The sequence below is a fragment of the Streptomyces sp. cmx-4-9 genome, from assembly GCF_046548835.1.
Lineage (GTDB): Bacteria > Actinomycetota > Actinomycetes > Streptomycetales > Streptomycetaceae > Streptomyces.
The window spans coordinates 789,121-812,967 of sequence record NZ_JAEBEE010000001.1 but is presented as its reverse complement, the minus strand read 5'-3'; the positions used below and the strand labels follow the sequence as shown (position 1 = coordinate 812,967).

The 23,847-nt window shown below is 70.2% G+C and carries 22 protein-coding genes; 21 read left to right on the top strand and 1 reads right to left on the bottom strand.

What is annotated here, in order from left to right; genetic code table 11:
- Positions 1–6: 6 nt before the first annotated feature.
- From thrC to ACLJTM_RS03715, 21 genes are all read left to right on the top strand, one after another.
- Positions 7–1,077, top strand: coding sequence for a threonine synthase (gene thrC, locus ACLJTM_RS03815; protein WP_411101880.1), 1,071 nt, complete (start codon positions 7–9; stop codon positions 1,075–1,077).
- A gap of 282 nt (positions 1,078–1,359) precedes the next feature.
- Positions 1,360–2,286 (top strand): homoserine kinase, encoded by a 927-nt coding sequence (gene thrB / locus ACLJTM_RS03810; RefSeq protein WP_411101879.1) that lies wholly within the window; start codon positions 1,360–1,362, stop codon positions 2,284–2,286.
- A gap of 441 nt (positions 2,287–2,727) precedes the next feature.
- Positions 2,728–4,866, top strand: coding sequence for a transcription termination factor Rho (gene rho, locus ACLJTM_RS03805; protein ID WP_411101878.1), 2,139 nt, complete (start codon positions 2,728–2,730; stop codon positions 4,864–4,866).
- A gap of 360 nt (positions 4,867–5,226) precedes the next feature.
- Positions 5,227–6,324, top strand: coding sequence for an LCP family protein (locus ACLJTM_RS03800; RefSeq protein WP_411101877.1), 1,098 nt, complete (start codon positions 5,227–5,229; stop codon positions 6,322–6,324).
- A 185-nt stretch (positions 6,325–6,509) separates the two neighbouring features.
- Positions 6,510–6,728: a 50S ribosomal protein L31 gene (rpmE, locus tag ACLJTM_RS03795; RefSeq protein ID WP_069921957.1), complete on the top strand. Its 219-nt coding sequence runs from the start codon at positions 6,510–6,512 to the stop codon at positions 6,726–6,728.
- Between the two features lie 127 nt (positions 6,729–6,855).
- Positions 6,856–7,935, top strand: coding sequence for a peptide chain release factor 1 (gene prfA, locus ACLJTM_RS03790; RefSeq protein WP_411101876.1), 1,080 nt, complete (start codon positions 6,856–6,858; stop codon positions 7,933–7,935).
- Positions 7,936–8,054: 119 nt separating this feature from the next.
- Positions 8,055–8,900, top strand: a complete 846-nt coding sequence (gene prmC, locus ACLJTM_RS03785) for a peptide chain release factor N(5)-glutamine methyltransferase (protein WP_411101875.1) — start codon at positions 8,055–8,057, stop codon at positions 8,898–8,900.
- A 49-nt stretch (positions 8,901–8,949) separates the two neighbouring features.
- Positions 8,950–9,597 (top strand): L-threonylcarbamoyladenylate synthase, encoded by a 648-nt coding sequence (locus ACLJTM_RS03780; RefSeq protein WP_411101874.1) that lies wholly within the window; start codon positions 8,950–8,952, stop codon positions 9,595–9,597.
- Entirely contained in the window at positions 9,594–10,250 is a 657-nt protein-coding gene (locus ACLJTM_RS03775) for a protein-tyrosine-phosphatase (RefSeq protein WP_411101873.1), read from the top strand. Before ACLJTM_RS03780 ends, ACLJTM_RS03775 begins: the two co-directional genes overlap by 4 nt.
- A gap of 135 nt (positions 10,251–10,385) precedes the next feature.
- Positions 10,386–11,618: a serine hydroxymethyltransferase gene (glyA, locus tag ACLJTM_RS03770; protein WP_411101872.1), complete on the top strand. Its 1,233-nt coding sequence runs from the start codon at positions 10,386–10,388 to the stop codon at positions 11,616–11,618.
- Positions 11,619–11,722: 104 nt separating this feature from the next.
- Positions 11,723–13,069 carry an MraY family glycosyltransferase gene (locus ACLJTM_RS03765; protein ID WP_411102270.1) on the top strand — a complete coding sequence of 449 codons (1,347 nt, stop codon included), beginning with the start codon at positions 11,723–11,725 and terminating at the stop codon, positions 13,067–13,069.
- 274 nt (positions 13,070–13,343) lie between these two features.
- Positions 13,344–13,781: a hypothetical protein gene (locus ACLJTM_RS03760; protein WP_411101871.1), complete on the top strand. Its 438-nt coding sequence runs from the start codon at positions 13,344–13,346 to the stop codon at positions 13,779–13,781.
- 241 nt (positions 13,782–14,022) lie between these two features.
- A complete protein-coding gene (gene atpB / locus ACLJTM_RS03755; RefSeq protein WP_411102269.1) occupies positions 14,023–14,832 on the top strand; it encodes a F0F1 ATP synthase subunit A in 810 nt (269 codons plus the stop codon).
- 77 nt (positions 14,833–14,909) lie between these two features.
- Positions 14,910–15,134 (top strand): ATP synthase F0 subunit C, encoded by a 225-nt coding sequence (atpE, locus tag ACLJTM_RS03750; protein ID WP_030545783.1) that lies wholly within the window; start codon positions 14,910–14,912, stop codon positions 15,132–15,134.
- Positions 15,135–15,176: 42 nt separating this feature from the next.
- On the top strand, positions 15,177–15,719 hold the full coding sequence (locus ACLJTM_RS03745) for a F0F1 ATP synthase subunit B (protein ID WP_411101870.1): 543 nt from the start codon (positions 15,177–15,179) through the stop codon (positions 15,717–15,719).
- Positions 15,716–16,531: a F0F1 ATP synthase subunit delta gene (locus ACLJTM_RS03740; protein ID WP_411101869.1), complete on the top strand. Its 816-nt coding sequence runs from the start codon at positions 15,716–15,718 to the stop codon at positions 16,529–16,531. Before ACLJTM_RS03745 ends, ACLJTM_RS03740 begins: the two co-directional genes overlap by 4 nt.
- A gap of 131 nt (positions 16,532–16,662) precedes the next feature.
- A complete protein-coding gene (gene atpA / locus ACLJTM_RS03735; RefSeq protein ID WP_411101868.1) occupies positions 16,663–18,258 on the top strand; it encodes a F0F1 ATP synthase subunit alpha in 1,596 nt (531 codons plus the stop codon).
- A 20-nt stretch (positions 18,259–18,278) separates the two neighbouring features.
- On the top strand, positions 18,279–19,196 hold the full coding sequence (locus tag ACLJTM_RS03730; RefSeq protein WP_411101867.1) for a F0F1 ATP synthase subunit gamma: 918 nt from the start codon (positions 18,279–18,281) through the stop codon (positions 19,194–19,196).
- The gene (atpD, locus tag ACLJTM_RS03725) at positions 19,196–20,638 is read left to right on the top strand and encodes a F0F1 ATP synthase subunit beta (RefSeq protein WP_411101866.1); all 1,443 of its coding nucleotides are present in this window, start codon (positions 19,196–19,198) and stop codon (positions 20,636–20,638) included. The genes ACLJTM_RS03730 and atpD overlap by 1 nt, the downstream gene beginning before the upstream one ends.
- Before the next feature lie 165 nt (positions 20,639–20,803).
- Positions 20,804–21,175, top strand: coding sequence for a F0F1 ATP synthase subunit epsilon (locus tag ACLJTM_RS03720; protein ID WP_030386948.1), 372 nt, complete (start codon positions 20,804–20,806; stop codon positions 21,173–21,175).
- A gap of 161 nt (positions 21,176–21,336) precedes the next feature.
- Complete coding sequence (locus ACLJTM_RS03715; protein WP_411101865.1) at positions 21,337–21,783, top strand: DUF2550 domain-containing protein; 447 nt, start codon at positions 21,337–21,339, stop codon at positions 21,781–21,783.
- 105 nt (positions 21,784–21,888) lie between these two features.
- On the opposite strand, the gene ACLJTM_RS03710 is transcribed toward ACLJTM_RS03715, so the two are convergent.
- Positions 21,889–23,745: a glycosyl hydrolase family 18 protein gene (locus ACLJTM_RS03710; RefSeq protein WP_411101864.1), complete on the bottom strand. Its 1,857-nt coding sequence runs from the start codon at positions 23,743–23,745 to the stop codon at positions 21,889–21,891.
- Between the last annotated feature and the right edge of the window lie 102 nt (positions 23,746–23,847).

Sequence of the window (23,847 nt, the reverse complement as noted above, 5' to 3'; positions counted from 1 at the left end):
GGGCCCATGAGCAGCAATCGCACCCACCAGTGGCGCGGCATCATCGAGGAGTACCGGGACCGCCTGCCGGTCACGGCCGCGACTCCTGTGGTCACGCTCCGCGAGGGCGGTACTCCCCTCGTCCCCGCGCAGGTGCTCTCCGAGCGCACCGGTTGCGAGGTGCACCTGAAGGTCGAGGGCGCGAACCCCACCGGGTCCTTCAAGGACCGCGGCATGACCATGGCGATCACCCGGGCCAAGGAGGAGGGCGCCAAGGCGGTCATCTGCGCCTCCACCGGCAACACCTCGGCCTCGGCGGCCGCGTACGCGGTGCGCGCCGGGATGGTCTGCGCGGTGCTCGTGCCCCGCGGGAAGATCGCGCTGGGCAAGATGGGCCAGGCCCTCGTGCACGGGGCCAAGATCCTCCAGGTGGACGGCAACTTCGACGACTGCCTGGACCTGGCCCGCGCGCTGTCCGACAACTACCCGGTGGCGCTGGTCAATTCCGTGAACCCGGTGCGCATCGAGGGTCAGAAGACGGCCGCGTTCGAGATCGTCGACGCGCTCGGCGACGCCCCCGACATCCACGTGCTGCCCGTCGGCAACGCCGGCAACATCACCGCGTACTGGAAGGGCTTCAAGGAGTACAAGGCCGACGGCTTGGCCTCCCGTACGCCCCGCGTGTGGGGTTTCCAGGCCTCCGGGTCCGCGCCCATCGTGCGCGGCGAGGTCGTCAAGGAGCCGCAGACCATCGCCACCGCGATCCGGATCGGCAACCCGGCGTCCTGGGAGTTCGCGCTCGCCGCACGCGAGGAGTCGGGCGGTTTCATCGACGAGGTGACGGACCGACAGATCCTGGCCGCCTACCGGCTGTTGGCCGCGCAGGAGGGCGTCTTCGTCGAGCCGGCCTCGGCCGCCTCGGTGGCGGGCCTGCTCAAGGCCGCCGAGCTCGGTCTGGTCGACCCCGGCCAGACGATCGTGTGCACCGTCACCGGCAACGGTCTGAAGGACCCCGACTGGGCGGTCGCCGGTGCTCCGCAGCCGGTCACCGTGCCGGTGGACGCCGAGGCCGCCGCGGTCCGCCTCGGCCTGGTCTGACGCACCGCCCGAGAGCCGGGTTCCGGAGCGGTCCGGAACCCGGCAACTCACCCCGTACGACGACAAAAGTGCGGCGGATGCCCGCGACACGCATCGTGCGCCTCGTGTGCGCCCTATGTCGCGGGGGAACCTTCCTTCGATACGCTGTCCTGACATCCGCCACCGCGCATATGCCGCGGTGCTGCCCCGGGGGCCTTCGGGTGTCGTGCGTTCTCCAGTACATTCACAGCGAGCCAGCGAAGAGCGAAGTCCTCGCACAGTCACAAGGAGTGTCATCGGACGATGGCCGGTCCAGCGTTCCGCGCCGCCGCCGTACGGGTGCGCGTCCCCGCCAGTAGTGCCAACCTCGGCCCGGGTTTCGACACCCTCGGACTCGCCCTGGGGCTCTACGACGACGTCGTGGTCCGCGTGGCCGATTCCGGCCTGGACATCGACCTCGCGGGTGAAGGCGCCGACAGCCTCCCGCGGGACGAGAGCCACCTCCTCGTACGGTCGATGCGCACCGCCTTCGACCTGCTGGGCGGGCAGCCCCGGGGCCTTGAGGTCGTCTGTGCGAACCGCATCCCGCACGGCCGCGGCCTCGGCTCCTCCTCCGCCGCCATCTGCGCGGGCATCGTGGCCGCCCGCGCCGTGACCATAGGCGGCGAGGCCAGGCTCGACGACGCGGCGCTGCTCGAACTCGCCACCGAGATCGAGGGTCACCCCGACAACGTCGCCGCCTGTCTGCTCGGCGGCTTCACCCTGGCCTGGATGGACGGGGGCAGTGCGAAGGCGATCCGGATGGAGCCCGCCGACTCCGTCGTTCCGGTGGTCTTCGTCCCCTCCAAGCCCGTCCTGACGGAGACCGCGCGCGGCCTGCTGCCGCGTACGGTCCCGCACGTGGACGCGGCGGTCAACGCGGGCCGGGCCGCCCTGCTCGTGGAAGCCCTGACCAGGCGCCCCGAGTACCTCCTGGCGGCCACCGAGGACCGGCTCCACCAGGACTACCGGACCCCGGCGATGCCCGAGAGCGTGGCACTGGTGGGCCGGCTGCGGGCGGACGGCATCCCCGCGGTCATCTCCGGCGCGGGCCCGACGGTCCTTGCGCTGGTCGACAACGGCGCGGCCGACAAGGTCGCGCAGCTCGCGGGGGAGGGGTGGGCCGCAACCCGGCTGGCCCTCGACGCCGCGGGCGCGAGCGTACTCCCGCTGGGCACCCAGGGCGGCTGAGCCGTCGGACGGGGCCCGGCCGGTCCCGGGCGGGCGGCCAGGGCAGGCCGCCCGCGCGGGCAGGGCGCGACAGCCGGTGATTGAGAGGGGGAATGTCTGTTGGATCCGGTAGTGTTAATCTCAAGTGCGCATCCGAAGCCGCCATGGCTCGGTGCTCAGTGTCCCCCTTCGGGACCACCTTTCTTCCGGGAGCCTCCCCGACTGCTTTGATCACTTCCAGCAGTTTCGAGCACGCTCCGGATTCGGCGTGACATTCCCACGCTTCCAGCTCGGGGGCTTCTCGCCGGAACCACTCATGCACGTTTCTCTCCGCCGTATCTCTATCGGCGGACCACCGCCCCGGCTGCGGTCCACGACTCACCAGGTCACGGATCGCCGTCGGACAGCACAACCGGTCGCCGAGCCAGACAGGCCGACGTCCGCTCCAGGGAAGGACCCTTCGTGAGCGACACCACCGATCTGATGGGCGCTGCCGACACCAACGTCGACGCCAGTGCTCCTGCCGCGGGCGCCGCGGCTGCCCCGGGACGGCGACGCCGCTCCGGCACCGGCCTGGACGGCATGGTCCTCGCCGAGCTGCAGCAGGTCGCGTCGGGCCTCGGTATCAGGGGCACCGCGCGGATGCGCAAGAGCCAGCTGATCGAGGTCATCAAGGAGGCGCAGGGCGGCAGCGCCGCCAAGGCCGCCGCCGCGGCCCCGGCCGCCGACGCCGCCGAGGCCAAGCCGAAGCGCCGCGCCACCAGCAAGGCCCGTACGGGTGAGGCCGCCGCCCCGGCGCCCGCCGAGCAGGCCACCCAGGCCCAGATCGAGATCCCGGGCCAGCCGGCGGGGAACCCCGCCCGCACCGGCGAGGCCGAGGAGGCCCCGGCGGGCGAGCGCCGCCGCCGCCGTGCCACCGCTCCCTCCGGCAGCCCGGAGGCCTCGGCCCCCGCCGCCGTCCAGGTGGAGCAGAAGACCGAGACGGTCAAGGCCGAGGCCGAGGCAGCCGCCCCGGCGTCCGCCGACAAGGCCGCCGTCTCCGGACAGGCGCAGGGCCAGGACGGCGAGGGCCGCGGCCGTCGCGACCGCCGTGACCGCGGTGACCGTGCCGAGCGCGGCGAGCGCCAGCGCGACCGCCGCGACCGCGGTGCCAAGGCCGACGACCAGGGCCAGGGCGGCCAGGGTCAGGGCGGGCAGGCCCAGCAGGGCCAGGGCGCGCAGGGTGGTCAGGGCGGCAGCCGCCAGGACCGCGCCGACCGCCAGGACCGCCAGCAGCAGGGCGGCCGCCAGGACCGTCAGCAGCAGGGCCAGCAGGGGCGTCAGGACCGTCAGGACAACGGCCCCCAGGACGACTTCGACGACGAGGGCGGCCGCCGTGGCCGCCGCGGCCGCTACCGCGACCGCCGGGGCCGCCGCGGCCGTGACGAGTTCGCTCCGAACGAGCCGCAGGTCGCCGACGACGACGTGCTGATCCCCGTCGCGGGCATCCTCGACATCCTCGACAACTACGCGTTCATCCGGACCTCGGGCTACCTGCCCGGCCCCAACGACGTGTACGTCTCCCTCGCCCAGGTCCGCAAGGCGGGCCTGCGCAAGGGCGACCACACCACCGGTGCCGTGCGCCAGCCCAAGGACGGCGAGCGCCGCGAGAAGTTCAACGCCCTCGTGCGGCTGGACTCGGTGAACGGGATGGCGCCCGAATCGGGCCGCGGGCGGCCGGAGTTCCAGAAGCTGACCCCGCTCTACCCGCAGGACAGGCTCCGTCTGGAGACCGACCCGGGCGTGCTGACCACCCGCATCATCGACCTCGTGTCGCCGATCGGCAAGGGCCAGCGCGGCCTGATCGTGGCCCCGCCGAAGACCGGCAAGACCATGGTCATGCAGGCGATCGCCAATGCGATCACCACGAACAACCCCGAGTGCCACCTGATGGTCGTCCTGGTCGACGAGCGTCCGGAAGAGGTCACCGACATGCAGCGGTCGGTGAAGGGCGAGGTCATCTCCTCGACCTTCGACCGCCCGGCCGAGGACCACACCACCGTCGCCGAGCTGGCCATCGAGCGCGCCAAGCGCCTCGTCGAGCTGGGTCACGACGTGGTCGTCCTGCTGGACTCCATCACCCGCCTGGGCCGTGCGTACAACCTCGCGGCCCCCGCCTCCGGCCGCATCCTGTCCGGTGGTGTCGACTCGACCGCGCTGTACCCGCCGAAGCGCTTCTTCGGTGCCGCGCGCAACATCGAGGACGGCGGCTCGCTGACCATCCTGGCCACCGCGCTGGTCGACACCGGCTCGCGGATGGACGAGGTGATCTTCGAGGAGTTCAAGGGCACCGGCAACATGGAGCTCAAGCTCGACCGGAAGCTCGCCGACAAGCGGATCTTCCCCGCCGTCGACGTCGACCCGTCGGGCACCCGCAAGGAGGAGATCCTCCTCAACGCGGAGGAGCTCGCCATCGTCTGGAAGCTGCGCCGGGTGCTGCACGCGCTCGACTCGCAGCAGGCGATCGAGCTGCTGCTCGACAAGATGAAGCAGACGAAGTCGAACGCCGAGTTCCTGATGCAGATCGCGAAGACGACGCCGTCGGGCAAGAACGACGACTGACCTCCCGCAGCCTGCACACAGCCGCCCCCGCCGCACCCGCGGCGGGGGCGGCTGTGCTCGTACCGGCCGCGGCGCGTGCCCGCGGGACCGGACCGCGGCCCGGCCCGGCCCGGCGGGAGCTTCGCCACACACACCCCGCGGGACCTGCGCCCCCGCGCCGGTACGCCCCCGGCAAAGCCGCAGGTGGGCGCCGGGCCGTCCGGGAGCGCCGACGCGGGCCGGTGCGAACGCGCCGGACGGGGCACAAGGGCTGCCGTGGAACCCTGGGGGGCGTTCGGCCGTCTGTGTCAGAGGACCACAGGGTGCGCAGCAGACGGCCCGCGGCGACCGCGGGCCGGACCCCCCAGGACTGAGGAGAGCATGAGCCAGGACAGGACGGGCGGCGGCCGCCGGGCCGCAGGCCGGCGACGGAAGCCGGCCAAGCGCCGCAGAGCCCTCGTCATCGCCGCATGGAGCGCTGCCGGCGTGGTCCTGCTGGGCGGTGCGGGCCTCGGCTACTTCTACTTCACACTCAACGGCAACCTGAAGACCGTCGACATCGATGCGGCCCTGGGCACCGACCGGCCGGAGAACGTGGACAACGGGTCGATGGACATCCTGGTCCTCGGCTCGGACTCCCGCGGCGGCGCCAACGGCGAGTACGGCCGCGACGACGGCGGCTCCGCCCGCTCCGACACCGCGATGATCGTCCACCTGTACGAGGGCCACCAGAAGGCCAGCGTCATATCGATACCCCGCGACACCATGACCGCCCGTCCCTCCTGCACCACGGGCAACGGGAAGACCGACCCCGGCGGGACGCGCAAGCAGTTCAACGAGGCCTACACGGTCGGCGGGGCCGCCTGCGCGGTCAAGACCGTCGAGAAGATGTCGGGGATCCGCATGGACCACTACATCGAGGTCGACTTCACGGGCTTCAAGAAGATCATCGACAACCTCGGCGGCGTCGAGGTGACCGTGAACAAGCCGATCAAGGACGGCGCCAGCCACCTCGAACTCGCGGCCGGCCCCAACAAGCTCAACGGGGAGCAGGCCCTCGGCCTCGTCCGGACCCGCAAGAGCGTGGGCGACGGCAGCGACCTGGGCCGAATACAGCTCCAGCAGGCCTTCATCAAGGCGCTGATCAAGCAGGTAAAGAGCATCGGCCTGTTCGACAACCCCAAGCGACTGCTGGACCTCGCCGACTCCGCGACCAAAGCGCTCACCACCGACAAGACCCTGGGCGACGTGAAGTCGCTGATGGGCTTCGCCCAGGGCCTGCAGGGCATCGACGCCCAGGACATGCAGATGATCACGCTGCCGGTGAGCCCGGACCCGCGCGACACCGACCGTGTGGCGCCCCTCACCAAGGAGTCCGCACTGGTCTGGGACGCCCTGCTGGCGGACCGGCCGATCCCGCCCGAGGCCACCGAGAACTCCATGGGCGACAAGGGCACGGCCGGCGGCATCGTCCAGTAGCGCCCGGCGGTCCGCACCGGATCGCAGGGGGGCCGGAATAGATGCCGGCCCCCTCCCGTTGAGGGAGGCGTCCTCAGAATTTTGACAGGCAGCCCGGTCCTGGCAGACTGGTCTGTCGGCCCCGGTTCACGCAGTGCGCAATTCGGCTCCTGCGACCCGGCGCCCTCCCGAATCTAGGAGACACCTTGAAGAGCGAGATCCACCCCGAGTACGTCGAGACCCAGGTCAGCTGCACCTGTGGCGCGTCGTTCACCACCCGCTCCACGCTGACCAACGGTGCCATCCGTGCCGAGGTCTGCTCCGAGTGCCACCCGTTCTACACGGGCAAGCAGAAGATCCTCGACACCGGTGGCCGCGTGGCCCGCTTCGAGGCTCGCTTCGGCAAGGGTGCGGCCAAGAAGTAGCGCGACCCAGGCGCCGGTCTCCGGCCGCCCCCTGTCCACTCGGGGGCGGCCGGACCGGCGCCTTTGTCGTCGTCCCGGCACGGCACCCGTGCAGTCCTTCCGTACTTTTTTATTACAGGAGCCCCCGATGTTCGAGGCGGTCGAGGAACTGATCGGCGAGCACGCCGATCTTGAGAAGAGGCTCGCCGACCCTTCGGTCCACTCGGATCAGGCCAATGCGCGCAAGCTGAACAAGCGCTACGCAGAGCTGACCCCGATCGTGGCCACCTTCCGCGCCTGGAAGCAGGCTGCCGAGGACATCGAGACGGCCAAGGAGTTCGCGGCCGACGACCCGGACTTCGCAGCCGAGGCCAAGGAGCTGACGCTGCACCGCGAGGGGCTCACCGAGAAGCTCCGCCTGCTGCTCGTCCCGCGCGACCCCAGCGACGACAAGGACGTGCTCCTGGAGGTCAAGGCCGGAGCGGGCGGCGACGAGTCGGCGCTGTTCGCCGGCGACCTGCTGCGCATGTACCTGCGCTACGCCGAGCGCGTGGGCTGGAAGACCGAGATCATCGACGCCACCGAGTCCGAGCTCGGCGGCTACAAGGACGTCCAGGTCTCCGTCCGCACCAAGGGCGGCAACGGCGCCACCGAGCCCGGCCAGGGCGTGTGGGCCCGCCTGAAGTACGAGGGCGGCGTGCACCGCGTCCAGCGGGTTCCGGCCACCGAGTCCCAGGGCCGCATCCACACCTCCGCCGCCGGCGTGCTCGTCACCCCGGAGGCCGAGGAGGTCGAGGTCGAGATCAACATGAACGACCTCCGCATCGACGTGTACCGCTCCTCGGGCCCCGGCGGCCAGTCCGTCAACACCACCGACTCGGCCGTGCGCATCACGCACCTGCCGACCGGTGTGGTCGCCTCCTGCCAGAACGAGAAGAGCCAGCTCCAGAACAAGGAGCAGGCCATGCGCATCCTGCGCTCGCGGCTGCTGGCCGCGGCCCAGGAGGCCGCCGAGCAGGAAGCCTCCGACGTGCGCCGCAGCCAGGTGCGCTCCGTGGACCGCTCCGAGAAGATCCGCACGTACAACTTCCCGGAAAACCGGATCTCGGACCACCGCACCGGCTTCAAGGCGTACAACTTGGACCAGGTGCTCGACGGCGACCTCGACTCGGTGATCCAGGCCTGCGTCGACGCCGACTCCGCGGCCAAGCTCGCCGCCGCGCAGTAGACCGGCCCGCAGGGCCCCGCACCGGGGCCCTGCAGCACGGCCGCGAGGCACCGGTCACACCCGTACACCCGCACCGCACCCGCACCACCCCCCGTACGACAGCAGCCCGGAGGACCAGCGTGAACTTGCTGCTTGCCGAGGTGGCCCAGGCCACCCAGCGGCTGGCCGCCGCCGGCGTGCCCTCACCGCGCTTCGACGCGGAGGAGCTCGCCGCCTACGTGCACGGCGTCAAGCGCGGGGAACTGCACCACGTCAAGGACGCGGACTTCGACGCCCGCTACTGGGAGGCGATCGCCCGCCGCGAGGCCCGCGAGCCGCTCCAGCACATCACCGGCCGCGCCTTCTTCCGGTACCTGGAGCTCCAGGTCGGCCCCGGGGTGTTCGTGCCCCGGCCCGAGACCGAGTCGGTCGTGGACTGGGCCATACAGGCCGTCCGGGCGATGGACGTGGTCGAACCGCTCATCGTGGACCTGTGCACCGGCTCCGGCGCCATCGCGCTGGCCATGGCGCAGGAGGTGCCGCGCTCGCGCGTGCACGCGGTGGAGCTGTCCGAGGACGCCCTGCGGTGGACCCGCAAGAACGCCGAGGGCTCCCGGGTCGGCGTCCACCAGGGCGACGCGCTGAGCGCGCTGCCGGAGCTCGACGGCCAGGTCGACCTGGTGATCTCGAACCCGCCGTACATCCCGCTGACCGAGTGGGAGTACGTAGCCCCCGAGGCCCGCGACCACGACCCGGAGATGGCGCTCTTCTCCGGCGAGGACGGCCTCGACACCATCCGGGGCATCGAACGCACCGCGCACCGCCTGCTGCGGCCCGGCGGGATCGTCGTCATCGAACACGCCGACACCCAGGGCGGCCAGGTGCCGTGGATCTTCGCCGAGGAGCGGGGCTGGGCCGACGCCGCCGACCACCCGGACCTCAACAACCGGCCGCGTTTCGCGACCGCCCGCAAGGCACTGCCGTGACCGGCGCGCCCCTTCCCGTCACCCCCCTGCTGCTTGAGGAGGCCCGCTGATGGCCCGGCGATACGACTGCAACGACGCGACGGACCGCAAGACGGGCCTGCGTGAAGCCGCATCCGCCGTGCGCCGCGGCGAGCTCGTCGTGCTGCCCACCGACACCCTCTACGGGATCGGCGCGGACGCCTTCAGCCCGGAGGCGGTGAGCGACCTGCTGGCCGCCAAGGGGCGCGGCCGCGGTATGCCCACCCCGGTGCTCATCGGCTCCCCGAACACCCTGCACGGCCTCGTCACGGACTTCTCCGAGCAGGCCTGGGAGCTCGTGGACGCCTTCTGGCCGGGCGCGCTGACACTGGTCGCCCGGCACCAGCCGTCGCTGGCGTGGGACCTCGGGGACACCCACGGCACCGTGGCCGTGCGCATGCCCCTGCACCCCGTCGCGATCGAGCTGCTCACCGAGGTCGGCCCGATGGCCGTGTCCTCGGCCAACCTGACCGGCCACCCGGCGCCCGAGGACTGCGACGCGGCGCGCGAGATGCTCGGCGACTCCGTGTCCGTGTACCTGGACGGCGGGCCGACCCCCGGCATTCAGCCCTCGTCGATCGTGGACGTCACCGGGAAGGTGCCGGTCCTGCTGCGCGAGGGCGCCCTCACGGCGGACCAGCTGCGGGAGGTCGTACCCGACCTCGAGGTCGCCCCGTGAGCCCTGAGGGGCGTGGCATAGCAAGGGACCACCTCCCGGCGGCGTCCGGGGGAGACCCCTTCCGCATACTCCACGTCAGCACCGGCAACGTGTGCCGCTCGCCCATCACCGAGCGGCTGACGCGGCACGCCCTCTCGCACCGCCTCGGCGGCCTCGCCACCGGCGACCTCATCGTGGAGAGCGCCGGCACCTGGGGCCACGAGGGCGCCCCGATGGAGGCGAACGCGGCTGCGGTGCTGGCGGACTTCGGGGCCGACGCGAGCGGCTTCACCGGCCGCGAGCTGCTGGACGAGCACGTCATCCGGGCCGACCTGGTGCTGACCGCGACCCGCGACCACCGGGCGCAGGTCATCTCGATGGGCCACTCGGCGGGGCTGCGGACCTTCACCCTGAAGGAGTTCACCCGGCTGGTGCGCGCCATAGACCCCGCGACGCTGCCCCCGCTCGACGACGGGATGGCGCAGCGGGCCCGCGCCCTGGTGCGGGCCGCCGCCGCGCTCCGCGGCTGGCTGCTGGCGCCCTCGCCGGACGCCGACGAGGTGTACGACCCGTACGGGGCGCCGATCACCTTCTTCCGTTCCATCGGCGACGAGATCAACCAGGCGCTGGACCCCGTGGTCACGGCCCTGACGGGCGTCACCGCCGCGCGCTGAAGGCGGGCGCGGCGAGGGCCCGAGCGGGCGGCCCGGTGCACAGGCCGCGCGGATGCCGCAGCCCGGGCGGCGCGAGCCGGAGCGCGGGAATATGGTGGGGCTACCCGGTACACCCACCGCGCGGGGAGTCGTGCCATGACCGTCACCACCGAGCAGCCGGCGGACCTCCTGCGGCGCCAGGACCCGCAGCTGGCCGACATCCTCGAAGGGGAGCGGCAGCGGCAGGCCGGCACCCTCCAACTGAGCGCCGCCGAGAACTTCACCTCGCCCGCCGTGCTCGCCGCCCTCGCCTCGCCGCTCGCCAACAAGTACGCCGAGGGGTACCCGGGCGCCCGCCACCACGGCGGCTGCGAGTACGCCGACCTGGCCGAGCAGCTCGCGGTGGAACGGGCCATGGCCCTGTTCGGGGCCGAGCACGCCAATGTGCAGGCGCACTCGGGGTCCTCCGCCGTCCTGGCCGCCTACGCCGCGCTGCTGCGCCCCGGGGACACGGTGCTCGCGATGGGGCTGGCGCACGGCGGCCACCTCACCCACGGCTCGCCCGCGAACTTCTCCGGCCGGTGGTTCGACTTCATCGGCTACGGGGTGGACGCGGAGACCGGGCTGATCGACTACGGGCAGGTGCAGGAGCTCGCGCACGCCCACCGCCCCAAGGCGATCGTCTGCGGTTCCATCTCCTCCCCCCGCCACCCCGAGTACTCGGCGTTCCGGGAGATCGCCGACGAGGTCGGGGCCTACCTGATCGCCGACGCCGCCCACCCCATCGGCCTCGTCGCCGGCGGAGCGGCGCCCAGCCCCGTCCCGTACGCCGACGTCGTCTGCGCGACCACGCACAAGGTGCTGCGCGGGCCGCGCGGCGGGATGGTGCTGTGCGGGGCGGAGTACGCCGAGCGGATCGACCGGGCGGTGTTCCCCTTCACCCAGGGCGGCGCGCAGATGCACACCATCGCCGCGAAGGCCGTGGCCTTCGGCGAGGCCGCCGCCCCGGCCTTCACCACCTACGCCCACCGCGTCGTCGCCAACGCCCGCGTCCTGGCGCGGGCGCTGGAGGAGCACGGGCTGGTGGTCACCACCGGGGGCACCGACACCCATCTGATCACCGCCGATCCGGCGCCGCTGGGCCTGGACGGCCCGACCGCGCGCGGCCGGCTGGCCGCCGCAGGCATCGTCCTCGACACCTGCGCCCTGCCGTACGGGGAGCAGCGCGGGGTACGGCTCGGCACCGCGGCCGTGACCACGCAGGGCATGGGGGAGGCGCAGATGCGGACCCTCGGCGCCCTGTTCGCCGCGGCGCTGCAGGGTGAAGCGGCGAAAACCCGGGCCGAGGTCAACGGGCTGGTCAGCGAATTTCCCCCGTACGAGGTGTAATCGGGACAAGTAGGTCGTAGTGCAACCGGGATCCGGCCACCCGGCGTCCTCGGTGGAGGGGACATCGCAGCTAATGTGTGGGGCTGAGATGGCCGGCGATACATCTGGGGCAGCCCGTGCGTGAATATCTGCTGACGCTTTGCGTCACGGTCGCGGTGACCTACCTGCTCACCGGGCCCGTGCGGAAGTTCGCAATCGCGGCCGGGGCGATGCCGGAGATCCGTGCCCGCGACGTGCACCGCGAACCCACCCCCCGCCTCGGCGGCATCGCGATGTTCGGCGGTCTGTGCGCGGGCCTGCTCGTCGCCGACCACCTGAAGAACCTCAACGGCGTCTTCGAGCTGTCGAACGAACCGCGGGCGCTGCTCTCCGGCGCCGCCCTGATCTGGCTGATCGGCGTCCTGGACGACAAGTTCGAGATCGACGCCCTGATCAAGCTCGGGGCCCAGATGATCGCCGCCGGCGTGATGGTGATCCAGGGCCTGACCATCCTGTGGATCCCGGTCCCGGGCATCGGCACGGTGGCCCTCACCCAGTGGCAGGGCAACCTGCTCACCGTGGCCCTGGTCGTGATCACCATCAACGCGGTGAACTTCGTGGACGGGCTCGACGGCCTGGCCGCCGGCATGGTGTGCATCGCCGCCGCGGCGTTCTTCCTCTACGGGTACCGCCTCTGGTTCGGCTACGGCATCGAGCAGGCCGCCCCCGCGACGCTCTTCGCCGCGATCCTCATGGGCATGTGCCTGGGCTTCCTGCCGCACAACATGCATCCGGCGCGCATCTTCATGGGCGACTCCGGCTCCATGCTGATCGGGCTCGTGCTGGCCGCCTCCGCCATCTCCATCACGGGGCAGGTGGACCCGGACGCGATGGCGCTGTTCGCGGGCGGTGAGCGCAACGCCACCCACGCGATGCTGCCGGTCTTCATCCCGCTGCTGCTGCCGCTGACGATCATCGCCATCCCCATGGCCGACCTGGTCCTGGCCATCGTGCGGCGTACCTGGAAGGGCCAGTCGCCCTTCGCTGCCGACCGCGGACACCTACACCACCGGCTCCTGGAGCTCGGGCACTCGCACAGCCGGGCCGTCCTGATCATGTACTTCTGGTCGGGACTGATCGCCTTCGGCGCCGTGGCGTACTCGGTGCACTCCGCCTCGATGTGGATCGTGCTCGCGATCGCCGCGCTCAGCGCGCTGGGGCTGGTCCTGCTGCTCCTGCCGCGCTTCACCCCCCGCGCCCCGCGCTGGGCGGAAGGGCTGGTGCCGCCGCGCTACCGGCACGCGGGGCGGGCCGCGGAGGCGGCGGCCGAGGCGGCCGTCCTGGAGGCACCGGGCACCGAGCCGGCGCCCGCCCGGCCGATCGTGGCCGGAGTCTCCGGCGTCAACGGGGCGACCGCCGTGGGCCCCCGTTCGCGCTTCCCCGACCGGCGTAAGGCCGGATCCGCTCGCTGACACGCGAGGGGCATGTCGGACACGGAATCCCTTTACCAGACAAATCGGTGAACTGTCGCGCACACACGCGCAGGGTCCCTCTCATGTGTGACAGTCAGCACACCATCCAGGTAAAGCTCTCATCAAATAGTTTGTGATACCGTTCACTAAACCCGGCGACAGAGCCGAAGGACCGTAGTGCGACGGTCCATTGGCCCGAGGTTCGAACTCGGACCGGGCTTACGCTCGTCCCGTACGAGTCCCTTGCCCCCACCACCACGCGGAGCAAACCGCCATGCGGTCAGATGACGTCCGATTCCTCCTGCAAGCCGCCGTACCCACGGCTGTCGCCGGCGCTCTCGCCGCAGTGATCAGCGCGTTGGTCGTCGGAGGCAAGGGTGCTGTCGGAGCCGTCGTCGCGACGCTGGTCGTGATGGTGTTCATGGGCATCGGATTCGTGGTTCTCCAGCGCACGGCGAAATCACTTCCGCATCTCTTCCAGGCCATGGGGCTCATGCTCTACGCGGCCCAGATCCTGCTGCTCTTCGTCTTTCTCGCCGCGTTCAAGAACACCACCCTGTTCCACCCCAAGGCCTTCGCGATCACGCTCGTCGCCACCACCCTGGTGTGGATCGGCGCACAGACGCGTGCTCATATGAAGGCCAAGATCCTGTACGTCGAACCGGACTCGGTGAAGGGCGACAAGCCCGACAATCCGGGGCCGAAGTCGTGAAGGGTAGGGCCGGGATAAGTGGGCGTTCGAGATCCTGCTATCGTCCGGTGCCAACTGCGGCACTGCGGGCGCGGGCATCTGAGCTGACGCCTGTCCCATCGCGAGGCTCGATGCCTGACTGCCGCCCCACCATCCGTTACACCAGTCCAGTGCCGAACCGCGGCTGCACGCCGCGCCGACACAACGAGGTTGCCGTACCTATGCGCCACGCTGAAGGAGCCCTGCGGTGAGTGCTGCTGACATGACGCTCGCCTTCGATATCAACTGTCATTTCGAAGACGGCACTGGCTGCGGCTTCCCGGGCCCGACCCTGTACTCGTTCCTGTTCAAGCCGATCTTCGGTGACGCGGACAGCAGCCTGTACTTCAACAAGACGATGCTGCTGGCCCTGTTGGGCTCGGTCGTCATCGTCGGCTTCTTCTGGGCTGCGTTCCGGAAGCCGAAGGTCGTCCCGGGCAAGCTGCAGATGGTCGCGGAGGCGGGCTACGACTTCGTACGCCGCGGCATCGTCTACGAGACGCTCGGCAAGAAGGAAGGCGAGAAGTACGTCCCCTTCATGGTCGCGACGTTCTTCTTCGTCTGGATCATGAACCTGTGGTCGATCGTGCCGCTCGCCCAGTTCCCGGTGACCGCCGTCATCGCGTACCCGGCCGGCCTCGCCGCGATCATCTACGTCATGTGGATGTCGGTGACCTTCAAGCGCCACGGACTCGTGGGCGGCTTCAAGAACCTCACGGGCTACGACAAGTCCCTCGGTGCGATCCTGCCGATGGTCATGGTCATCGAGTTCTTCTCGAACGTCATCGTCCGCCCCTTCACCCACGCGGTCCGACTGTTCGCGAACATGTTCGCGGGTCACACCCTGCTGCTGCTGTTCACCATCGCCAGCTGGTACCTCCTGAACGGGATCGGCATCGCGTACGCGGGCGTCTCGTTCGTCATGGTGATCGTGATGACCGCGTTCGAGCTGTTCATCCAGGCTGTTCAGGCGTACGTCTTCGTACTCCTGGCCTGCAGCTTCCTGCAGGGCGCGCTCGCCGAGCACCACTGAGCGAGTCCGCTCCGCAACCCCCCGAATCGTCCGGTGGCCAACCCCCACCGGTCCATGAAAGAGAAGGAAGAACTGGCATGTCCCAGACCCTTGCTGCCGTCGAAGGTTCCCTCAGCTCCGTCGGTTACGGTCTCGCGGCGATCGGCCCGGGCGTCGGCGTCGGCATCATCTTCGGTAACGGCACCCAGGCTCTTGCCCGTCAGCCCGAGGCTGCCGGTCTGATCCGCGCCAACCAGATCCTCGGCTTCGCCTTCTGTGAGGCGCTCGCCCTCATCGGCCTGGTCATGCCGTTCGTCTACTAAGACGAACTCCACGACTAGTCCGAATCGACGAAAGGCACTGATGTGAACCTCCTGGTTCTCGCGGCCGAGGAGCCGGGTAACCCCCTCGTCCCGCCGATCCCCGAGCTCGTCATCGGTCTGATCGCCTTCGTCATCGTCTTCGGTTTCCTCGCGAAGAAGCTCCTCCCGAACATCAACAAGGTTCTGGACGAGCGCCACGCGGCGATCGAGGGCGGTATCGAAAAGGCAGAAGCTGCTCAGACCGAGGCCCAGAGCGTCCTGGAGCAGTACAAGGCCCAGCTCGCCGAAGCCCGGCACGAGGCCGCGCGCCTGCGCCAGGAAGCGCTGGAGCAGGGCACTGCGCTGAAGGAAGAACTCCGCGCAGAGGGCCAGCGGCAGCGTGAGGAGATCATCGCTGCCGGCCACGCCCAGATCGAGGCCGACCGCAAGGCCGCCTCTCAGGCGCTGCGTCAGGACGTGGGCAAGCTCGCCACCGACCTGGCCGGAAAGCTCGTCGGCGAGTCCCTTGAGGACGCCGCCCGACAGAGCCGCACGATCGACCGTTTCCTCAGCGAGCTCGAGGAGAAGGCCGAGGCGGCCCGATGAACGGAGCGAGCCGCGAGGCACTGGCCTCCGCGCGTGAGCGTCTCGACGCGCTGACGGACAACACGTCCGTCGACGCGGCGAAGCTCGCCGGTGAGCTGGCTGCCGTCACCGCGCTGCTCGACCGTGAGGTCTCGCTGCGTCGGGTCATCACGGACCCGGCGCAGTCCGGCGAGGCCAAGGCCGAGCTGGCCGGACGGCTGCTCGGCGGCCAGGTCGGCGGGGAGACCTCCGACCTGGTGTCCGGCATGGTCCGGTCCCGCTGGTCGCAGTCCCGTGACCTGGTGGACTCGCTGGAGGAGCTGGCGGCCACCGCCGACCTCACGGCGGCCCAGCAGGCCGGCGGTCTCGACGACGTCGAGGACGAGATCTTCCGCTTCGGCCGGATCGTCTCCTCGAACACCGAGCTGCGCGCCGCGCTCACCGACCGTGCGGCCACCACCGCCGCCAAGAGCGAGCTGCTGCGCAGCCTGCTCGGCGGCAAGGTGAACCCGGTCACCGAGCGTCTGGTGATCCGTCTTGTCACACTGCCGCGTGGACGTAGCCTGGAAGCGGGACTGGAGTCCCTTTCCAAGCTCGCCGCCGAGCGCCGTGACCGCATGGTCGCCACCGTGACCAGTGCGATTCCGCTCAGCGACCTGCAGAAGCAGCGTCTCGGCGCGGTGCTGGCCACGCTGTACGGCCGCCAGATGCACCTGAACCTGGACGTGGACCCCGAGGTCCTCGGCGGGATCTCGGTGCGGGTCGGCGACGAGGTCATCGACGGCACCATCGCGGACCGCCTCGCCGAGGCGTCCCGCCGCATGGCCGGCTGACCAGCCCCACCAATAGAACAACGCATTCCTAGCGGCCCGGTTGGGCCGTGCAGAACTTGCAGAAGATTCCTGGGGGTCGCCCCCAGACCCCTAAGAAGCTTCAGGCCCAACAAGGAGAGCAGGGAACCCAGATGGCGGAGCTCACGATCCGGCCGGAGGAGATCCGGGACGCACTGGAGAACTTTGTCCAGTCGTACCAGCCGGACGCGGCCTCGCGCGAGGAGGTCGGAACGGTCAGCGTTGCCGGCGACGGCATCGCGAAGGTGGAGGGCCTGCCCTCCGCCATGGCGAACGAGCTGCTGAAGTTCGAGGACGGGACCCTCGGTCTCGCCCTGAACCTCGACGAGCGCGAGATCGGCGCGGTCGTCCTCGGCGAGTTCAACGGCATCGAGGAGGGCCAGCCGGTGCAGCGCACCGGTGAGGTGCTCTCCGTCGGCGTCGGCGAGGGCTACCTCGGCCGCGTCGTCGACCCGCTCGGCAACCCGATCGACGGTCTCGGCGAGATCGCGACCGAAGGCCGTCGCGCCCTCGAGCTGCAGGCCCCGGGCGTCATGATCCGCAAGTCGGTTCACGAGCCCATGCAGACCGGCTACAAGGCCATCGACGCCATGGTGCCCGTCGGCCGCGGTCAGCGTCAGCTGATCATCGGCGACCGCCAGACCGGCAAGACCGCGCTGGCCGTTGACACGATCATCAACCAGCGCGACAACTGGCGCTCGGGCGACGTGAACAAGCAGGTCCGCTGCATCTACGTCGCCATCGGCCAGAAGGGCTCGACCATCGCGTCCGTTCGCGGCGCCCTGGAAGACGCCGGTGCGCTCGAGTACACGACGATCGTCGCCGCCCCGGCGTCCGACCCGGCCGGCTTCAAGTACCTCGCCCCGTACACCGGTTCGGCCATCGGCCAGCACTGGATGTACGCCGGCAAGCACGTCCTGATCATCTTCGACGACCTGTCGAAGCAGGCCGACGCCTACCGCGCCGTGTCGCTGCTGCTGCGCCGTCCGCCGGGCCGCGAGGCCTACCCGGGCGACGTCTTCTACCTGCACTCCCGTCTGCTGGAGCGCTGCGCGAAGCTGTCCGACGACATGGGTGCCGGTTCGATGACCGGTCTGCCGATCGTCGAGACCAAGGCGAACGACGTGTCGGCGTTCATCCCGACCAACGTCATCTCCATCACCGACGGCCAGTGCTTCCTGGAGTCCGACCTGTTCAACGCGGGCCAGCGCCCGGCGCTGAACGTCGGCATCTCGGTCTCCCGCGTCGGTGGCTCGGCCCAGCACAAGGCCATGAAGCAGGTGTCCGGCCGTCTGCGCCTGGACCTCGCCCAGTACCGCGAGCTGGAGGCGTTCGCCGCCTTCGGTTCCGACCTGGACGCTGCCTCGAAGGCCTCGCTGGAGCGCGGCAAGCGTCTGGTCGAGCTGCTCAAGCAGGGCCAGTACCAGCCGATGCCCGTCGAGGAGCAGGTCGTCTCCGTCTGGGCCGGCACCACCGGCAAGATGGACGACGTCCCGGTCAACGACATCCGCCGCTTCGAGTCGGAGCTGCTGGAGCACCTGCGCCGCGAGCGCAAGGACCTCCTCACCTCCATCGCGGACGGCGGCAAGATGTCGGACGACACCCTGTCCTCCATCGCGGACGCCATCGCCGGATTCAAGCAGCAGTTCGAGACCTCGGACGGCAAGCTCCTGGGCGAGGACGCGCCGGCCGTCAACGTCTCCAAGTGACGACGGAAGGGACCTGACTCATGGGAGCGCAGCTCCGGGTCTACAAGCGTCGCATCCGTGCCGTCACGGCGACCAAGAAGATCACCAAGGCGATGGAGATGATCGCCGCCTCGCGCATCGTCAAGGCGCAGCGCAAGGTGGCGGCATCGATGCCGTACGCGACCGAGCTCACCCGTGCGGTGACCGCGGTGGCGACCGGCTCGAACACCAAGCACGCCCTGACCACCGAGGTCGAGGCGCCGGTGCGTGCCGCGGTCCTGCTCATCACGAGCGACCGCGGTCTGGCCGGCGGCTACTCCTCGAACGCCATCAAGCAGGCGGAGCGGCTCACCGAGCGGCTGCGCGGCGAGGGCAAGGAGGTCGACACGTACATCGTCGGCCGCAAGGGTCTGGCCTACTACGGGTTCCGCGAGCGCAAGGTCGCGGACTCGTGGACCGGCTTCACCGACAGCCCCGCCTACGCGGACGCCAAGCGTGTCGCCGGACCGCTGATCGAGGCCATCCAGACGGAGACGGCCGAGGGCGGCGTCGACGAGCTGCACATCGTCTACACGGAATTCGTGTCGATGATGACGCAGAACGCGGTGGACGGCCGGATGCTGCCTCTGAGCCTCGACAAGGCTGTGGAGGAGAGCGGTACGAAGGGCGAGATCCTTCCGCTGTTCGACTTCGAGCCGTCGGCGGAGGACGTCCTCGACGCCCTCCTGCCGCGCTACGTCGAGAGCCGCATCTACAACGCACTGCTGCAGTCGGCCGCTTCCGAGCACGCCGCCCGCCGCCGTGCGATGAAGTCGGCCACCGACAACGCCGGAGACCTCATCAAGAGCCTCTCCCGGCTTGCCAACGCGGCCCGCCAGGCCGAAATCACCCAGGAAATCAGCGAGATCGTCGGTGGCGCCAGCGCCATGGCTGACGCGACCGCGGGGAGTGACAAGTAATGACGACCACTGTTGAGACGGCCGCCGCCACGGGCCGCGTCGCCCGGGTCATCGGCCCGGTCGTCGACGTGGAGTTCCCCGTCGACGCCATGCCCGAGATCTACAACGCCCTCAAGGTCCAGGTCGCCGACCCGGCCGAGGACGGCAAGCTGAAGACGCTGACCCTCGAGGTCGCGCAGCACCTGGGTGACGGCCTCGTCCGCACCATCTCGATGCAGCCCACCGACGGCCTGGTCCGCCGGGCCGCGGTGACCGACACGGGCGAGGGCATCACCGTCCCCGTCGGTGACTTCACCAAGGGCAAGGTGTTCAACACCCTGGGCGAGGTGCTCAACTACCCCGAGGCGAACGCCGAGGTCACCGAGCGCTGGCCGATCCACCGCAAGGCGCCCCGCTTCGACGAGCTCGAGTCGAAGACCGAGATGTTCGAGACCGGCGTCAAGGTCATCGACCTCCTCACCCCGTACGTCAAGGGTGGAAAGATCGGTCTGTTCGGTGGTGCCGGTGTCGGCAAGACCGTTCTGATCCAGGAAATGATCTACCGCGTCGCCAACAACCACGACGGTGTGTCGGTGTTCGCGGGTGTCGGTGAGCGTACCCGTGAGGGCAACGACCTCATCGAGGAGATGGCCGACTCGGGCGTCATCGACAAGACGGCCCTCGTCTTCGGCCAGATGGACGAGCCCCCGGGCACCCGTCTGCGCGTCGCGCTCGCCGGTCTGACCATGGCGGAGTACTTCCGCGATGTGCAGAAGCAGGACGTGCTCTTCTTCATCGACAACATCTTCCGGTACACCCAGGCGGGTTCCGAGGTGTCGACCCTGCTCGGCCGCATGCCCTCCGCGGTGGGCTACCAGCCGAACCTGGCCGACGAGATGGGTCTCCTCCAGGAGCGCATCACCTCGACCCGTGGTCACTCGATCACCTCGATGCAGGCGATCTACGTCCCCGCGGACGACCTGACCGACCCGGCGCCGGCGACCACCTTCGCCCACCTCGACGCGACGACGGTGCTCTCCCGTCCGATCTCCGAGAAGGGCATCTACCCGGCCGTGGACCCGCTGGACTCGACGTCCCGCATCCTCGACCCGCGGTACATCGCGGCGGACCACTACGCCACGGCGATGCGCGTCAAGGGGATCCTCCAGAAGTACAAGGACCTCCAGGACATCATCGCGATCCTCGGCATCGACGAGCTGGGCGAGGAGGACAAGCTCGTTGTCCACCGTGCCCGTCGCGTCGAGCGCTTCCTGTCGCAGAACACGCACGTCGCCAAGCAGTTCACCGGCGTCGACGGTTCGGACGTCCCGCTGGAAGAGTCGATCACCGCGTTCAACGCCATCTGCGACGGTGACTACGACCACTTCCCCGAGCAGGCGTTCTTCCTGTGCGGTGGCATCGAGGACCTGAAGGCGAACGCCAAGGAGCTGGGCGTCTCCTGATCCGGCGCGCTCCGCGAGGAGCGCATCCGGTTCGCAGGCCACCAGCGCGTGCTGAGCATGTCTGCAGACGGAGAGGGGCGGGTGCGTCCCGCCCCTCTCCCCACGCCCATTAGAATTTGACCCAACACCCGGCTGACCCGCCGGGTGGTGACCCGAGGAGCCACCTTGGCTGCTGAGCTGCACGTCGAGCTGGTCGCGGCGGACCGCAATGTCTGGTCCGGCGAGGCCACCCTTGTTGTCGCCCGCACCACGTCCGGCGACATCGGCGTCATGCCCGGTCACCAGCCGCTTCTCGGTGTGCTGGAATCGGGCCCTGTGACCATCCGCACCAGCGAGGGCAACACGGTCGTCGCCGCGGTGCACGGCGGTTTCATCTCGTTCGCGGACAACAAGCTGTCCCTGCTGGCCGAGATCGCCGAGCTCGCGGACGAGATCGATGTCCAGCGGGCGGAGCGGGCACTGGAGCGCGCGAAGTCGGAGGCCGATGCGGCCGCCGAGCGTCGCGCGGATGTCCGACTGCGCGCCGTAACGGGCTGACCGCCCGTCGGAGTTTCACCTGCTGGGCCCCGGAGGGCGACCTCCGGGGCACAGTGGACCTCAGCCGCGGTCCGTTCTGGAGGCTTCCAGACCGGGTCGCGGCTGAGGCGATGCAGGTCCGTTTTTCGTGAGGCATTCGATGAGCGAGGAGGTCGGTGAAGATGCTCCTCGCTCTGCTTGTGAGCGGCCTGGTCGTAGCCCTGGTGGTGATCGGGCTGTTTGTGTTCGGACTGCGCCGCAGGCTCATCCAGCGGTCCGGTGGCACCTTCGACTGCAGCCTGCGCTGGGGCGTGTCGGAGAAGCCCGACGTCTCGGGCAAGGGCTGGGTGTACGGGGTGGCCCGCTACAGCGGTGACCGGGTCGAATGGTTCCGCGTCTTCAGCTATGCCCCGCGTCCCCGCCGGCTGCTGGAGCGGTCCTCCATCGAGGTGGTCTCGCGCCGCGCCCCGGAGGGCGAGGAGGAGCTGGCCCTGCTCTCCGACGCCATCGTGCTCGGCTGCCTGCACCAGGGCACCCGCCTGGAGCTGGCGATGAGCGAGGACGCCCTGACCGGTTTCCTGGCCTGGCTGGAGGCGGCGCCTCCCGGCCAGCGGGTGAACGTGGCCTGACCGCCCTGCGCAGGATCGGGCACGTGGAGAAGCCGGGGAGACGGGGGCGGACCCGTCTCCCCGGCTTCGTCTGTCACCGGGTGCGGTGGGTGCGGTCAGTGGGGGTCACTGCAGCCCGGTGTGGATCGCGTTCGCGAGTTCACCGTTGCCGGTGTCCCCGCTGAACTCCCAGAAGAAGGCTCCCTTGAGGCCCTGCTGCTTGGCCCAGGTCATCTTCCCGGCGATGGTGGCCGGGGTGTCGTAGCTCCACCAGTTGCTGCCGCACTTGGCGTAGGCCGTGCCGGCGATGGTGCCGGTGACCGGGCAGCTGGTCTTGAGCACCTTGTAGTCCTCGATGCCCTGCTCGTAGGTGCCCGGCGCGGGGCCGGTGGCGGTGCCGCCGGGGGCGGCCTGGGTGACGCCGGTCCAGCCGCGGCCGTAGAAGCCGATGCCGAGGTTCAGCTTGGCGCCGGCGATGCCCTTGCCCTTGAGCTTGGTGATCGCCGCCTCGGAGGTGAAGCCCTGCGTCGGGAGGCCGCTGTACGAGGTGAGCGGGGAGTGCGGGGCCGTGGGGCCCTGCGCCGCCCAGGCGCCGAAGAAGTCGTAGGTCATCACGTTGTAGAAGTCGACGTACTGGGCCGCTCCGGCGTAGTCGGCCGCGTCGAGCTTGCCGCCGTTGGAGCCGTCGGCGGAGATCGCCGCGGTGACCAGGTTGTTCGCACCGAACTTGGTGCGCACGGCCTGCATCAGGTTCTTCAGGGAGGCGGACCCGCTGGTGTCGCAGGTCAGGCCGCAGGCGTTCGGGTACTCCCAGTCGAGGTCGATGCCGTCGAAGACGTCGGCCCAGCGGGGGTCCTCGACCAGGTCGAGGCAGGACTGGGCGAAGGCCGCCGGGTTGGCCGCGGCCTGGCCGAAGCCGCCGGACCAGGTCCAGCCGCCGAAGGACCACAGGATCTTGATGTTCGGGTACTGGGCCTTGAGCTTGCGCAGCTGGTTGAAGTTGCCGCGCAGCGGCTGGTCCCAGGTGTCGGCCTTGCCGTCGACGCTCTGGTCGGCGGTGTAGGCCTTGTCGTAGTCGGCGTAGGCGTCACCGATGGTGCACTTGCCGCCCTGGACGTTGCCGAAGGCGTAGTTGATGTGGGTGATCTTCGCGGCGGAGCCGGAGGTGACCAGGTTCTTCACGTGGTAGTTGCGTCCGTAGACGCCCCAGTTGGTGAAGTAGCCGAGCTTGACCTTGGCGCCCGGGTCGGGGTTGCCGCCCCCGCCGCCCGGGGTGGTCACCGAGAGGGAGCCGGAGGCGGGGCCGCTCTGGTCGGCGGTGTCGCGGGCGGTGACCGTGTAGGTGTACGCGGTGCCCTTGGTCAGGCCGCTGTCCGCGTAGCTGGTGCCCGTGACGGTGGCGATCTTGGCGCCGCCGCGGTGGACGTCGTAGTTCTTGACGCCCTTGTCGTCGGTGGCCGCGGCCCAGGTCAGGGTCAGCGAGGTCTCGGTCACGTTGGCCGCGGTGGGGGTGCCGGGCGCGGAGGGCGGGTTGTCGCCCGGCTGGGTGGTGCCGTCGCAGGGGCCGCCGTTGACCTTGCAGCCGGCCGGGGCGCCGGATCCGGAGCCGTTGAAGCCGAAGCTGGCGGTGGCGCCGGGGGAGAGGGAGCCGTTCCAGCCGAGGCTCTTGGCCGTCCAGTGGGTTCCGGAGCCGGTGACGGTGGCGTCCCAGGCCGAGGTGACGGCGGTGCCCGCCGGGTAGTCCCACTCGACGGTCCAGTTGGTGAGGGCGGTGGTGCCGGTGTTCTTCACCACCCACTTGCCCTCGAAGCCGGAGCCCCAGTCGGAGACCTTGGTGTACGTCGCGGTCGCGGAGGTCGCCGCCTGCGCGGGACCGGCCAGCGCGACGAGTCCGGTGACGGGCACGGCGAGGGCGGCCAGCACGGCCGCGACCCGCGTGAAGAACCGGGTACGCCTGGTACGGGGTGGGGATGCTGTGCTCAAGGGTGCTCCTCCGTAGGTCCGTCGAGGTCGTGGGGACGACGTTCGACATGGGGGTGGGACCTGCGCCGCCCGTGAGCACGCTTTGTCATGGCACGCTCACCA